Here is a 15,642-nt window from a genome sequence, read left to right as displayed (position 1 = left end):
GCCCTCATTTCTTTCAGTGAATAAGATATTCTCAGTATTACATAGAGTTGTTAGAAAAGCTATTTTCAGAGTTGCCTTTGATGCCACGCCCATGCACTTTCAATAATACCTTTTATATCTATCTGTGCCTGCCATCCTAATTCTTCATAAATCCTCCTTGAATCTGCAACAAGCTTTGCGGGATCACCGGCACGTCTATCCATATATTTGATTTTAGCCTTTTTACCAGTCACTTGTTCACATATAGTAATAATTTCTTTTACTGAATAACCGTGACTATTACCTAAATTATATGTAGTTTTCGTAATTCTACCATTCAATAACCCTTCCAAGACCAATAAATGTGCTTTTGCTAAGTCTGTGACATGAATATAATCTCGAATACAAGTCCCATCATGTGTATCATAATCCGTACCAAAAACTGAAATTGTATCCCGTTGTCCTAATAAATGTCCTAAAATTAACGGAATTAAATGTGTCTCTGGGGAGTGACTTTCACCAATTTCAGCTGTTTCATACGCACCAGCTGCATTAAAATAACGTAAAACAACATATTTCATACCATAACTTTTTGCAAAATCATCGAGTATTTGTTCAACCATCAACTTAGAACGGCCATAAGGATTAATAGGGTTCGTTGGCGTGTTTTCCTCAATAAGTGGAACTTTTGGTATACCATATGTTGCAGCAGTTGAAGAAAAAATAAACTTATCGATACCATTTTTCTTCATTGTCTTCAATAAATTCAAAGTAGCAACTACATTATTTTCATAATACATTAATGGGTTTTCTACTGACTCAGCCACTAGACTAAATGCTGCAAAATGTAAAACAGCATCAATCTTATAAGTATGAAACAATCGCTGAATTGTTGTTGTATTACCTAAATCACCCTCGACGAAAACAGCCCTGTTATCAACAGCCCAACGGTGCCCAGTGCTAAGGTTATCTAACACAACAACATCTTGAAATTTCACCAACTCTTTCACAAAATGACTACCAATATAGCCTGCACCGCCCACAACTAGAATCATAATATTTCACCACTTAACTCTCTCGCCTTTTGTAAAATTAATGCTTTTACACCCTCATGTAAATCATCACGTTCTAAAGCAAAATCAATTGTAGTTTCAATAAAGCCTAATTGCTCCCCTACATCATAACGATGTCCTTCAAAAGCATAAGCAAATACTCTTTGAATATTGTTCAATGATTCGATAGCATCTGTTAATTGAATCTCTCCATTTTTCCCCTTTTTCTTCTCATTTAAAAAGCGAAAAATTTCAGGTGTTAACACATAACGCCCAATAATTGCATAATTTGATGGAGCATCTTCTAAATCGGGTTTTTCTACAAACTGTGTCACTTGCATTAAACGTTCAGTGGTATTAACAGGATCAATCACACCATAACGATGTACATCTACATCAGAAACCTCCTGTACTCCAATAACACTTGAAAAAGTTTTTTCATGTTGATTCATAAGCTGCTTCAAACATGGCTCATCGCTTTTCACCACATCATCACCCAATAATACAGCAAACGGTTCATCCCCAATAAACTTACGGGCACACCAAATTGCATGACCTAAGCCGAGCGCCTCTTTTTGACGAATATAATGAATCTCTACATCAGCAGATGCTTGTACTTTTTTTAGCATGTCCAATTTACCATTTTCCATTAAGTTCGTTTCAAGCTCCCAAGCGTTATCAAAATGGTCTTCAATCGCACGTTTATTTTTTCCTGTCACAATAATAATATCTTCAATTCCAGAGGCAATTGCTTCCTCAACAATATATTGAATTGTTGGTTTATCAACAATTGGTAACATTTCTTTTGGCATTGCTTTTGTGGCAGGTAAAAATCGAGTACCTAATCCAGCTGCTGGAATAATTGCTTTGCGTATTTTCTTCACAAGCTATCCCTCCATAACAAACTCTCATAAATTATTTCAATTATATTAAAATATAAAAGGCTTTCTACTTAGATACTTACTCTCGATAAAAAGTATTCAGTAGAAAGCTTATATTATTTAAAATGTTTATAACAGTAATACTCTACTACTTTAAGCTTTAATTCTTAAAGTAAGAAAAATAAAGTTTTTTATTTAGAATTCGTAGTTACATTACAATGTTCTTCGACTTCTTCCCATGTCATAAAAATGCGAACAATATCTTCTTCGATAAGTTGATCGCCTGTTTGCACCTCAATAAACTCTAACTCTGTTACTGCTTTAATACCATGTTTCGATTCTACTGGAATAACTAAAACATCGCCTGATTTTACATTGACAATTTTGTCTTCTAAAGCAAAATAACCTTCACCTTTAATAATTGTCCAAACTTCACTACGTGCATAATGCTTTTGATAGCTTAAATTACTTCCTGCATTTACACAAATTCTTTTTGTTAGTACTTCATTACCTTCATCAAACTTAGTATGTTCTAAAACTTTATACCATCCCCAACGTCGTTCTTCATACATTGGTCGTTGCTCAAACCCTGTTAATATTTCTTTTATTTTAGGACTTGAAAGTTTATCAGATACTAAAATACCGTCTGGACTTGCTGCAACAATTGCGTTATCTAAACCAATCACTGTAACAGGAACATCTAATTCATTTACTAAATGGGTATTTACTGACTCATCACATAAAATACCTTTACCAATCACATTGTTGCCCATTTCTTCAGTTAATGTATTCCAAGTACCAAGATCTTTCCAAGTACCATAATATGGTAATGCAATGATGTTTTTAGCTTTTTCTACTACTGCATAGTCAAAACTAATTTTCTCTAATTCACTATATCGTTCTAATAAAACATGATAATCTATTGGTAAATTCTTTTCTTTTAAAAGTGAAATTAAATACTCTAATTTAAATGCAAATACACCACAATTCCATAAGGCATTTTCTTGAATTAATTGTTCAGCCTCGCTCTCTGAAGGTTTTTCTTTAAAACTCTTTACTTCTACAATATCTTCTTTTCCAGAGTGAGCAGGCACTATATAGCCATATTTACTAGATGGATATGTAGGTGACGCACCGATTAGTGCTAAATCAGCATTTACAGATCTTAAAGCTGAATCTAAATCCTTTATTTTTTCAAAAAAGCCTGTTTCTACATATGGATCTACTGGTAAGACAGCTACTACCTCATTCAAATCTATATTTTTCACTGAATATAAATAAGTGGCTGCAAGTGCAATAGCAGGAAATGTATCTCGTCTTTCTGGTTCAATAATTAAAGGTACTTCATACCCTAATTGGCTTTGAATCATGTCCACTTGAGATTTACTTGTCGCAATAACTGTTGAATTACTTAGATGTGTGCTTTGTAATTGTTTCCAAACTCGTTGCACCATTGATTCAAGCTCTTTATCTCCAGGTAAAACTTTCAAAAATTGTTTCGATCTTGAATCATTTGATAGCGGCCAAAGTCTTTTGCCCGAACCACCCGATAATAAAATTAGTTCCAAATCATTCATCTTCTTTCTGTATGTTTAAATTTAGTAGGCATTTTTATTAATGAATCCATTTATAATTGTTTTAAAAATAATCTCGATATCAAAGAATAATGTCCAATTTTCAATATAATATATATCATGTTTTATACGTTCTGGAATTGAAGTGTCTCCTCGTAAACCACATACTTGAGCCCACCCAGTTATACCTGGTCTAATTTGATGCTTTACCATATATTTCGGAACATCCTCTTTAAATTGTTCAACAAAGTAAGGTCGCTCTGGTCGTGGACCAACTACACTCATATCTCCTTTTAATACATTAAAAAATTGAGGTAATTCATCTAAACTTGTTTTCCTAATAAATGTTCCAAACTTGGTTCTTCTAGGGTCATTTTCTACTGTCCACTGTGTATTTGAAATATCTTCTGATACATGCCTCATAGACCTAAACTTATACATATTAAAAGTCCTTCTATTTAAGCCCACTCTTTCTTGCCTAAATAATATTGGACCTTTAGAAGTAAGTTTTACCCCTATTGCAATAAATAACAGTAGTGGTGAAGTAACGATGATAGCTGTTAAGGCAAAGACTATATCAAATAATCTTTTTAAATACCTGTTTACATAATCATCTAGGGGAACATCACGAACATTTACAATTGGAAAATCACCAAATTTTTCGAAGTTCGGATTTGCTGGTAAAATATCATAAAAATCTGGAATAATCGAAACACGTACCCCAGTTTTCTCACATATCGCAATGATTTTACCATACTTATTATAAACTGTTAATGGCAAAGCAATGACTACTTCATCTACTAGTTTATCATTAATAATTTCTTCTAGTTGCTCAATTTTTCCTAATATAGGTCGAGATGCCACATCCTTTTCATTCATAGATTTTTTACGATCATCTAAATAACCCAATATTTCAAATCCATACTCTTGGCGCTCCATCACAGTTTTAGCAAATTTTTTACCTAATGCCCCTGCACCAATCACAACAATAAACTGCTTATTATAACCACTTCTTCGCATCCTCCATAATCCTTTTTTTACAGCAAAACGATAAGAGATTATAAAGCTCACATTTAGTAGGAAATAAATGAACAAAAATACCCTAGATATATCTACAGTTCTGAATAAAAATAGTAAGCTCAACATAATAAACATACTAAAGAAATTCACTTGAAATATTTTTATCATTTCACTAGTAAAGTTTTTTCTTCGCTTCGATATATATAACGACATAAAAAAACCGACTATCACATATACTACAGAAAAGATCAAGTTCCATATAAAATAATCTTCAAACGAAACCCTTTCAGTAACAACACCACCTAGAAAGTTAAAACGTAGAACCCATGTTAAAAAAAACACGCTTTGGATTACTAGTAAATCCGTTATAATATATAATTTGGTTAGGAGTGATTCTCTTCCCCTTATCATTATTTAAACCTCCATTGTCAATTCAATGAAATCTTTTCGTCAACATAAGTCTTTATTTTATTTTTAAAGTTCTCCCTGCTGAAAAACTCTGCATGCATTCGAATTTTCTTCTCATCAAAGGATAAACTTTCAAATTTTAGTATAGCATCTACTAATGAATTAACTGTTTGCTGCTCAAAAAAAATACCTGTTTCATTAGGTGATACTGTATCTAAAACTCCCCCTTTACCGAATGCAATAACAGGTTTCCCACATGCCATCGCCTCTACAGGTGTAATACCAAAGTCCTCATACCCTGGGAAAATAAAAGCTTTACAACGTTGCATATAATCTCTAATTATCTCATCTACTTGATACCCTAATAGAGTAACAGTAGGACCTGCAAGCTTAGCTAGCCTATTTAATTCTTCCCCATTGCCGATGATCACTAACTTTCTATTTAATTGATTACATGCTTCAATAGCTAAATCAATTCTCTTATACGAAACAAGTCTACTTACAATAAAATAGAACTCTTCAGATTGAGTACTCAACTGATAATAATCTGTATTTACAGGTGGATGAATTACTATAGAATTTCTATTATATATTCTTTTTATTCGATCGCTTACGTTTGTTGAATTAGCTATAAAGTAATCTACTCTCATTGAGGATTGTTGATCATACATTCTTAAGTAGTGCATAAAAAATGGAATAAGTAGCTTCTGTAATCTACCTGCTGAATTTAAATATTCATGGTAGAAATCCCATGCATATCTTGGCGGTGTGTTACAGTAACATATATGTACGCTTGATGAATTTCTTAAAACACCTTTTACTCCTATCGATGTTGTGCTACTAAGAATAACATCATATTCATGTAAATCTAGCGCTTCAAACGCTAATGGAAAAAGCGGTAAATATCGATTATACTTCTTTTTACTAAATGGGAGTTTCTGAATAAACGTTGTTCGAATATCCATTTCTCTAAATATCGGCTCTAAATTATCGTAATTCACCACAGACGTATAAATTGGTGCATCAGGGAACATTTTATGAAGCTCTATTATTACTTTTTCCGCTCCCCCCATACCAGTCAACCAATCATGCACGATGGCTATTTTCATTTTTTACTATCTCCTCTATTACCTTAAAAAGTTCCCATGAACAATTGCGCCATGTATAGGATACTGATTTCTTATAACCTTTTTCTATATACAAACTCCTTAATTGTTCATTTTCAGTTAATTTATTTACTTGAAAAGCGATTTCTTGACTATTAAAAGGATTAAAATATAGCGCAGCATCTCCTAAAACTTCTGGCATGGCCGCTGTATTAGAAGAAACTACAGGGCAACCACAATACATTGCTTCTAAAGGTGGCAATCCGAACCCTTCATAAAAGGACGGGAAAATAAAGCATTCTGCATTTTGATATAGTGTTTTAAGCTCCCCATCAGAAATATACCCTACTAACACAATATTTTCCTTTGACTCTAAATTTACTTTATTATAGATTGGCGTATCCATATTCCCTACAATCACTACTTTTTTATTTCCAGTTAGCTGGTCTAAAATATTGATGACTGATTGAAAATTTTTATTTGGATTTACGCTACTGACTGCTAATATATAAGAACGCTCTGCTAAATTATATCGTTCCAAAATTGAAGAATCCTCTTCCACATTTACAATATGGTCCGCTCCAAGATATGTAATAGTCATACCCTCTGGGTGAAATGGGTAATATTTCAACAATTCACTTTGGGAAAACTTTGAATTGGTAATAATTTTCTTTGTTCTTTTGGAAAGAACTTGATGCAGTATATTATACCATAATGCAAAGCTCTTCGAATAATTATCACGATTTGCTGAGGTGGATGCATCATGTATTGTGACAATTTGATTTCTTTTCAGCATTGGGGCTGTATTACAAAGGTTAATCAACACAGAGCCAAACGTAAAAAAAGGGAGCTCTAATTGCTCCCATAACTGCCCCTTCAATTTGCCCACAGTTTGAAATGAAATATGCTGAAGTGGCAAAGTGGCTTTCGAATTTTTCGGTATTAAAACTATTAGTTGATATTTATCACGATCAATTAAATTTGACTCTATCAATTGATCAAGCCCTTGCAATACTTCAATTGCATATCTTTGTACACCCGTAACAATCTGTGATAAAAATCGACCATTGATATATATCTTTTCTTTCACCATTCTTAATCACCCTTTAATGCTTTTTCATAAACAGCTAATGTTTCTTTTGCTGTTTTCTCCCACGAAAATTGACTAGCTTGTTGCAACCCTTTATGAATTAATTCTGCTCTTAATGCTTCTTTGGTTAAAATATTATGCATTCCTTCAACCCAGCCATCTATATCATATGGATCAAATAATAAACCTGCCTCCCCAACCACTTCAGGTATACAAGAAGCATTTGACGCAACAACAGGCACTTCACACTGCATCGCTTCTAGTAATGGTATACCAAATCCTTCATAAGTAGATGGGAAAGCAAAAATACTTGCACCAGAATAAATACTTGGTACATCTTCATCATCAATATACCCAGTAAAACATATATTATCTTGCAACTCAAGTTGTTGAATCTTCTCGAAAATGGAGTCAAATTTCCAACCCTTAGCACCAACAATTACTAATTTTTCTTCTATGGCATAGCGCTTTTTTAATTGATAATAAACTTCAATCAATGTGACAAGATTCTTCTTCGGCTCTAATGTCCCTACATATAGTATATATTTTTCAGGCAACTTATATTTGGATTTCACAAGGTGAATATCTTCTATACTTCGCTTTTGAAATCGATTATCCGCAGCTAAATAGACAACATTCACTTTATCCTCTGGAATATCAAAAAACGCTAATATATCTCTTTTCGTATGAATCGAATCAGCAATAATTTGATCTGCTCTCGAAATAGAATAAGGTACCCACTTCATCATATACTTATAAATACTCTCGTCCACAACTTCTGGAAACTTCATAAAGGCTAAATCATGGATTGTGATAACCTGTTTTGCATACTTAGTAGGCAATGTAATGAAATTAGTGGCGTGATAAACTGCGTTCCCACGTTCTTCTTTGTTTAGATTTGCATCTATAGGGTATTTATAGAAAAGTGTTGGAAGCATTAGTTTTCTGAGTACCTTGTAAGGGAATAATTTATTGTTTATATGAGATACCTCATTTTCTGCAAGAGTATCTGTACGCTTTCTATTTAATATTTGATTTGTAATGATTATTACATCTAAGTTTGTTTTTAGGTAACTTTCTACTAAATTTTGAGTATAGTATCCAATACCTGTTTTATTTCCTATTAGAGGTTGTCCATCTATATATATTTTCATAAAACACCCCTCATTTTCCGCAATTACTACTTTACTCAATAGTAATTGCAGAAATATAAAAACTCAACTCTCTCATATCAGTACTACTATCTACATTACTAGGAATCTCTCCTCTAGAAGAAACAATTTTAAGATAATTATTGCCTTCTTTCAAATCCATCTCAAAACTCACTGTTTGAATTTCTGGTGTGACTTGCATACTATAAATTTCTTGTTCATTTAAAATACATTCATATTTACCAAAATACCTATATTTGCGATTCTTCACCATAACTTGTGGTGACGAACTGGTAGAAAAGGTTTATTTCATAATTTCCCCACCTAACACTACCAACATATTTGTTATTTATAACTTATTTGCTAAAAAATAGATAATCTCTAAGCCTATAATCAAATAACACATATAACATCGGACACCTCAGGTATGATAAAGTTATCAATTAAAGGAGCATACGAATAGTTGTAAGGAAAATCAAGAAATACAAAATAACAATAGATGTACATGCCAAAAAAATTTTTTCGACACACAAAATGATGTGAATCATTGGTATATCAACATTTATAGAAGGAGGTACCATACTTATATCCACAAACAAATTAACCATAGTTCTCGTCAAACTTGACTCTCTTTCAATTGAAACTTCTTCATTTCAGTCTTCAAGAATGACCGCTGCACCACTTTGTATTGTAAAATATAGTATAAACTACAAAAATCAATTTCAACTTATATATTATTTGAGCTAGATAATCTCTCCAACCAAATTAGATATTTCATCTACCATATCATCTGAAGAAGATATACCTAGAGATATTAAATCTTCAGTCACACTATTAAAAAGCTCTTCATAATACCTTAATTCTGTAAAATCAAAATTCCATTTTAAAATATTAACATACGCATCCAATGTCTGATTGACATTATAATTTTCTTGTACATAATTTGAAGCTCTTTGCCCAATTTCTTTTGCTAAATAGGGATTATCTAAAAACTTTTTTAGATATTTTTTTATATCTGTTTTTTCGGATGCCATGTTTACTTTAAAACAGCAGTCATTAGACAACTCTGAGAAACTCCCAATATCTGTAACTATCACAGGTTTCCCATAACCAATTATTCTTAAGAGGCTGGCTGAAGTCTCTCCTTGAGTAGGATATCTTAAGTTAATACAAATGTCGCTCAATTTAACATAATCTTTAAACTCCTCTAAATTAACATAACCAATGTATTTAACATATTTATCCACATTTTTAGATTTAATATACTTACTCATTTCATAAACATCTTTTTCTTCTTCTCCCACTAGCAGATATATAAAATTTGAATATGTATTTTTTAACTCTTCAATTATATCAATAACAACATCTATTCTCTTTGCTCTGGAAATAAACCCAAAAGAACTAAAAACTAGAGCCTGTTCATCAATGCCATATCTTTTTCTCAGTTGTATCATTTCTTGATTTCCGATTTTTTCTATATTTTCGGCAAAAAGAGGGGCATACTGAACTACACAATCTGGTTTAATATTTTCAATAATTTGCTGTTTTGCAAACTTCGAATGTACTATTACTCCTTTTGATTTGTCTATTATTCTTTTATTAATCGGATATTGTAATGTCATGTCAGTTTCCCATATAGCCTGTCTATGGCCATTTTGGGATTCAATCGCCATTTCTACTCCATCTTCACCATAATTATATTTCATTTCTTCTATATAATCTTCCCAATTATTTCTGCCTACTGTTAATTGTGCAATTAAGTGATGAATAGCAAAATCATGGAGTACAATAATGCCAGGGTACTTTAAAGCTGTTAAATAGATTTGTTCATGATATTTTGCATTATTTCCTATATGATAAATAATTTCATCATACTCTGAATACATTTGTTCAAATGAAGTAATTTGATAAATATTAAAATTAGAGTTTATCTCTGTATTACTTGGAATATAGTTATCAGTAAATAAATCGATTTGTCCCACTCTTTCTTTTAATTTCAATAAAATTTCTTCACTATAATCTGATATACCTGTTTTTAGTGGATTTAATGGACTAAAATATGCGATTTTCATTTATACACCTACTTCAAAAAGTCATTTACTAGTTTATCAACAACAAAATCCCAATTTATATTTACTACTTTTTCAAAAGCTTCCTGACCCAATATTTCTAATTGACGTTTATCTTGAAATAACTTATCTACATTAAGAGCGATTTCTTTTGCATTTGGATTAGAAATTAAACCTGTTTTATGATCTTTTACAAATTCCAAAACGCCACCTGAATCATTTGTAGTTATAACGGTCTTTTTACTTTTGAATGCTTCTATAGTTATAAAACCATAATCTTCATCTTTAGGAGCAAAATAGATAGCTCCAGCATTAGCATATAAATTAAGCAATTCCTCTTCTTTTACAAATCCTAAAAACTCAACTCTATTTTCTAATCCGTTTTTTTTCACAACTTCTTTTAAGATTTTCTCATGTTTTCCTCTACCAGCGATTAAAAATCTAACATTTGATTTCACATATTTCATAGCCTCTATCATTAATTCAATTCTTTTTAATGGATCTAATCGACCTGCTGACAGAATATAGTCATCATATTTTTCTGTATAGTATCTTCCTTCTAATTGTGTAGGAGGGTACACTACCTCACTATCTATATCATTAAATTTCTTTAATCTCTCTGATACATTTTTTGAAATTGTAAAGATTTTTTTCGACTCTTTTAAAGTTAACTCATCTATCTTTTTGATTTGTTTAATGTACTTTAAATCTTCGATATTTGATTTATCAAAGTCTGTATAACTAGTATCAAGTAAATCGTAAATTGGGCGATGTTGGTGAAATAGCCAAGTAATTTTATTCGGATGTTTTACTGCGTAAGTAGGATATTTTGTGCAAATTACAAGATCAATTTTTTCACCATTACTCTCTGTTAAATCCAACATTTTCCATACCAAAGCATTTTCTATTAACTGCGATTTAGGATACCATTTAAAAGGTACATAAATAATTTCTGATTGAAACCCTCTTTTATTTAGTTGTCTATTTAATTCTTCTACTAAAATCTCAGCGCCTCCATAATTAAATGGTATTTGTGCAGCACAAATAGCAATTTTCTTCTTCATATTTACCCCCTATTTTTTAGCTACAATAGCATAGTCTTGATAGCCAAATAATAAATCATTTATTTTCTTAAAATTATCATTAATCGTTTCCATATTATCTTGTTCATTTAAAGTTTTTAATTTTGCAGATTGCGCAACTGGGCTTAAATGTTTAATTTCAATATCCTTAAACCCTACTTCTTCCAACAAAAATTTCATAGTATACGGATGCAAGATTTTTTTGTGAGTCAAATCCATTGAAAAACCATAAGCTAAAGTATATAAACATTCAGGGTTTGGCGTTTCTAGTATAACTAATCCCCCGTCTTCAACTTTTTCATAAAATCTCTCAAGTAGATTCATTATTTGAACTGGCTGAAGATGCTCAAATACATGTAATGAGAAAATTGCACCTAGACTATTATCCTCGATTCCATGTAAATACTCTAAGGCATCCCCATATACAACATTATAACCTTTCTGTTGACAATGATTTACCATTTGCTTATTTAAATCTATACCTAAAGAATCAAATCCATTTTCAAATAAACCATTCACCAATTCGCCTCGACCACACCCGACATCAAGAACCTTCCTATTAATTTTCTTAGCTAAATAGGGTAAATAAATCTCCATCTGTCTGGCCTTTATATCTTCTTCAGTACCTCTAAATTTATTTTCAAACTCAAGATAGTTAATAGTAAAAGCATCTTCATCTTCTTTTTGCTGCTTCAATTTATATGTTTCTTTTGTTAATTCATCCATTTGTTTTTTTAAAATTGATATTTCATTAAGAAGATGCTCATGATTTTTAATTTGCGTAGTATTAATATCTTCAAAACAAGTTTTTAATTTATTTTCAATTGCTTTATTTTGCTCTTGAATACCACCAATAAAATTCCATATTTCATTTAGTGTTCTAGTAACTGATCCATTGAAGTTTTTTTGAACTAAAAATGGTTTAGTAACCAACCAATACAATAGCCTTTTTGTAATTTTTTTCAAAAAAACTATTAACGGACCGACTACTTTTCTATGTGAAGTGATTTTCTCCTCTACAGGTATATCCCATAGTTGATTATTAGATACTATATTTGAATATAATTCGTTTGTTGCGAACATATCATTCAAGTCATCTCCGTTTTGGGAATTATTATTCTTAATTTCCATTTTATCCATTTTATTTTTCAAAATTTTTGCTATTTGTTTACTTGTCAAGTTCAATTCCTCCTCTCTTTAAACGCAAAGAATTTATTTTCCATTCATGATTGATTTTAACTATCCCTATATCGTTTATATCAGAATAAACAGTAAAGTTGTATTTCCCACTAATATAGTCAAAGGGCTCTCCATCATCTTTATGAATAGCTATATCAAGTGAATATACACCTGGTTGCAACACTAAAGATTCCACAGAAAATACAATACTCCCTTGAGCAGGAATGTTATTCAAATTAAATTTATCTATATCTGTATTAGTACCATAACAATTTATTTTCTCTGAACTAAATATCCCTATACCAAACACTATATTTTCATAACTTTCATTTGCTCTATAAAAAATTTCTATATTTATACTATCATTTACCTTAAATATTCCTTTAGATTCACCATTTTTATCTCTTATTAATACATCCAATATCTCTACTTTTTTGTTTCCCCATCTATTCTCACTAACGATGCTGTTTTTTATATCTTGATTAATATCATCAATAATACTATCCTCTTCATTTACCACAATTTCATTACTTATTAATCGATTATTTTCTTCTCTAGAAACATCATCCAAATACTGGATAATTATTTCCTTAGGATAGCCTATAGAAATAATTTCACCATTTTTTAACCAGTATAATTTATCACATAATTTTTCCATCATAGAATTATCATGTGATACAATTATAATTGTTTTTCCTAAACCTTTTAGTTCTCTTAATTTATTTATACATTTATTTTGAAATGAATTATCTCCTACAGCGAGCACCTCATCAATTAATAATATTTCTGGGTCTACACTAATCGCAACAGAAAAAGCCAGTCGCATGTACATTCCAGAAGAATAAGTTTTCACTGGTGAATCTATATAATCCTCTAATTCGGAAAAGGCAATTATTGATTCAAGCTTTTCATCAATTTCCAATTTTGCTAACCCTAAAATTGATGCATTCATGTATATATTTTCTCGACCAGTGAAATCTGGATGGAACCCCGCACCTAATTCTAATAAACTAGACACTCTTCCATAAATGTCTATTTCACCATTGTCTGGATAAATTATTTTACTAATTAATTTAAGTAATGTACTTTTTCCTGAACCATTTCTTCCTATCAATCCAATTGTTTCACCTTTTTTTATCTCTAGTGAAACATTATTTAATACTAATTTATTTGAATATGATTCTTTTTTAAAATTAACTATCTTCTCTTTTAAAGTAGAATTTTTGTATGCGTACATTCTATAATTTTTAGTTACATTTTTTACTTGTACCGCTATGTCCATATACATCACTCCAAATTATACTTCTTCAGCAAATCTCTTATTTAAAATTCTAAAAACATACCATCCGATAATCAAGGCAAATACTGCGACAATACTTACAAATCCTAAAGATACTAAATTTGGAGACCTGTGATAATAAAATATATCCTGATAACTTGATATTATAGGATTTAAAGGATTCAAAACAAATAAATACCTTAACTTTTCGGGTACCATAGAGACAGGATAAATGATTGGTGTAACATAGAATAATGCACTTAGCAAAAGGCCTAGCATATGTTCTAAATCCCTAAAATACACATTAATTGCAGAAACAAAAAAAGTTAATCCAATTGTTAATACTGTTTGAATTAATAAAATTAAAGGGAAATATGCAATTGTAATAGTTATTTTAACATCTAATATTATAAAAGCAGCAAATAGAATAATTAAACTCAACAGATAGTTTATTAATGACCCTAATACTATTGAGAGTGGTAAGACTTCTCTAGGGAAATAAATTTTTTTCACCAAATTTGAATTGCTAACTATAGATGCCACCCCAGCTTGAATTGAAGAGAGGAAGTACATCCAAGGTAATATGCCAATAAATATAAAGAGATAATAATTCTCTATATCAATTCTCATTATGTTAGAGAAAACAACCCCATATATTAATAACATAATTAATGGATTTATAAATGTCCATAAAAAACCAAAAACAGAGCCTTTATATCTCGTTCTTAAATTTGATTGAACTAACGTCTTTAGCATTTGTCTGTATGTTATTAACTCTTTAATCACTTTCATTTTCTTTTAACCGCCTAGTGCTTTTTAATGTATCCCTTAAAGTCTCCTCAACTTTAATGTAATCTAAGTTAGGTAAATATCTATCTAATATACTTCTCTCACCAAAGTATATTGGCATATCAATCGGTCGTAATTTACTTTCATCTATCTCAATTGTTATACATGCTTCAGAATTCTCCACCAATATATCAAGAATTTCCCGAATTCCTCTTGATTCTCCAGAACATACATTGATTACACTCCCAAATAATTCATCACTTCTTTTCAAAATCATTAATTTGGTGTAAATATCAACAATATCTCTGACATCAATAAAATCTCTAGCAGCTGATAAATTTCCTACTCTGATTACTGGCTCTATTTGTCCTGTTTCTATTCTTACAATTTGATTTGAAAAATCAGGGACAACAAACCCTTCAGCCTGCCCTGGACCAATATGATTAAATGGTCTAACATGAACCACATTCAATCCATGTGCTTTATGATATTGTTGAATTAACATAGAAACGGCTGCCTTTGATGCACCATAAGGACTCATTGGGCGTAGTGGTGTTGTTTCTTTAATTGGTAATTCATGGGGTTCTACTTTTCCATATTCTTCGGAGGAACCTACTGTTAAAAGTCGCATGTTTGGATTCTCTTTTTGATAACGTACACAGGCGTCTAGTAAGAAAATTGTTTTGTTGACATTTGCGTAAAATGTTCCTGCTTTATCCTCCCAAGACTTTTTCACATTACTTTGTCCTGCTAAATGAAAGATATAGTCAGGCTTGCTATTTTGCAATAAATTCAAAATCTCTTCTTCGCTATTTAAATCATTTTTTATTATTTTCACATTACCATGCGTTAAATGAAGCAAGGGGGATTCCTCACGTGAAGTCCCCCATACCTCTATTCCTTGCGAAAGTAAATGATCTGCTAAATACTTTCCGACAAATCCTTGTACACCTGTAATTAGCGCTTTCATTTTCATCACACCT

The 15,642-nt window shown here is 31.2% G+C and carries 14 protein-coding genes; all 14 read right to left on the bottom strand.

The genetic code is table 11. From position 1 onward, the window contains the following. Nucleotides 1-65: 65 nt before the first annotated feature. Entirely contained in the window at nucleotides 66-1,034 is a 969-nt protein-coding gene (gene galE / locus MHB42_RS03160; protein ID WP_340804335.1) for a UDP-glucose 4-epimerase GalE, read from the bottom strand. Then, nucleotides 1,031-1,915 (bottom strand): UTP--glucose-1-phosphate uridylyltransferase GalU, encoded by an 885-nt coding sequence (gene galU, locus MHB42_RS03155; protein ID WP_340804334.1) that lies wholly within the window; start codon nucleotides 1,913-1,915, stop codon nucleotides 1,031-1,033. Before galU ends, galE begins: the two co-directional genes overlap by 4 nt. A 188-nt stretch (nucleotides 1,916-2,103) precedes the next feature. Further along, nucleotides 2,104-3,480, bottom strand: a complete 1,377-nt coding sequence (locus MHB42_RS03150) for a sugar phosphate nucleotidyltransferase (RefSeq protein WP_340808518.1) — start codon at nucleotides 3,478-3,480, stop codon at nucleotides 2,104-2,106. Between the two features lie 30 nt (nucleotides 3,481-3,510). Then, nucleotides 3,511-4,917 carry an undecaprenyl-phosphate glucose phosphotransferase gene (locus tag MHB42_RS03145; RefSeq protein WP_340804332.1) on the bottom strand — a complete coding sequence of 469 codons (1,407 nt, stop codon included), beginning with the start codon at nucleotides 4,915-4,917 and terminating at the stop codon, nucleotides 3,511-3,513. 17 nt (nucleotides 4,918-4,934) lie between these two features. Beyond that, on the bottom strand, nucleotides 4,935-6,023 hold the full coding sequence (locus MHB42_RS03140) for a glycosyltransferase (protein WP_340804330.1): 1,089 nt from the start codon (nucleotides 6,021-6,023) through the stop codon (nucleotides 4,935-4,937). Next, nucleotides 6,001-7,113 (bottom strand): glycosyltransferase family 4 protein, encoded by a 1,113-nt coding sequence (locus tag MHB42_RS03135; RefSeq protein WP_340804329.1) that lies wholly within the window; start codon nucleotides 7,111-7,113, stop codon nucleotides 6,001-6,003. Before MHB42_RS03135 ends, MHB42_RS03140 begins: the two co-directional genes overlap by 23 nt. Nucleotides 7,114-7,115: 2 nt before the next feature. After that, nucleotides 7,116-8,303, bottom strand: coding sequence for a glycosyltransferase family 4 protein (locus tag MHB42_RS03130; protein ID WP_340804328.1), 1,188 nt, complete (start codon nucleotides 8,301-8,303; stop codon nucleotides 7,116-7,118). Continuing rightward, the gene (locus MHB42_RS03125) at nucleotides 8,296-8,535 is read right to left on the bottom strand and encodes a hypothetical protein (protein ID WP_340804327.1); all 240 of its coding nucleotides are present in this window, start codon (nucleotides 8,533-8,535) and stop codon (nucleotides 8,296-8,298) included. The genes MHB42_RS03130 and MHB42_RS03125 overlap by 8 nt, the downstream gene beginning before the upstream one ends. 469 nt (nucleotides 8,536-9,004) lie before the next feature. After that, complete coding sequence (locus tag MHB42_RS03120) at nucleotides 9,005-10,333, bottom strand: glycosyltransferase family 4 protein (protein ID WP_340804326.1); 1,329 nt, start codon at nucleotides 10,331-10,333, stop codon at nucleotides 9,005-9,007. Between the two features lie 8 nt (nucleotides 10,334-10,341). Then, nucleotides 10,342-11,394: a glycosyltransferase family 4 protein gene (locus tag MHB42_RS03115; protein WP_340804325.1), complete on the bottom strand. Its 1,053-nt coding sequence runs from the start codon at nucleotides 11,392-11,394 to the stop codon at nucleotides 10,342-10,344. A gap of 9 nt (nucleotides 11,395-11,403) precedes the next feature. Continuing rightward, nucleotides 11,404-12,591 carry a class I SAM-dependent methyltransferase gene (locus MHB42_RS03110; protein ID WP_340804324.1) on the bottom strand — a complete coding sequence of 396 codons (1,188 nt, stop codon included), beginning with the start codon at nucleotides 12,589-12,591 and terminating at the stop codon, nucleotides 11,404-11,406. Continuing rightward, nucleotides 12,581-13,873, bottom strand: a complete 1,293-nt coding sequence (locus MHB42_RS03105) for an ABC transporter ATP-binding protein (protein ID WP_340804322.1) — start codon at nucleotides 13,871-13,873, stop codon at nucleotides 12,581-12,583. Before MHB42_RS03105 ends, MHB42_RS03110 begins: the two co-directional genes overlap by 11 nt. A 15-nt stretch (nucleotides 13,874-13,888) precedes the next feature. Further along, nucleotides 13,889-14,662: an ABC transporter permease gene (locus MHB42_RS03100; RefSeq protein ID WP_340804321.1), complete on the bottom strand. Its 774-nt coding sequence runs from the start codon at nucleotides 14,660-14,662 to the stop codon at nucleotides 13,889-13,891. Further along, nucleotides 14,649-15,629 carry a GDP-mannose 4,6-dehydratase gene (locus tag MHB42_RS03095; protein WP_340804320.1) on the bottom strand — a complete coding sequence of 327 codons (981 nt, stop codon included), beginning with the start codon at nucleotides 15,627-15,629 and terminating at the stop codon, nucleotides 14,649-14,651. The genes MHB42_RS03100 and MHB42_RS03095 overlap by 14 nt, the downstream gene beginning before the upstream one ends. Between the last annotated feature and the right edge of the window lie 13 nt (nucleotides 15,630-15,642).

This window comes from Lysinibacillus sp. FSL K6-0232 (assembly GCF_038008325.1).
Taxonomy (GTDB): domain Bacteria; phylum Bacillota; class Bacilli; order Bacillales_A; family Planococcaceae; genus Lysinibacillus.
Note: the sequence above shows the minus strand (reverse complement) of the source record. Positions and strands in the feature narration are given on the sequence as shown.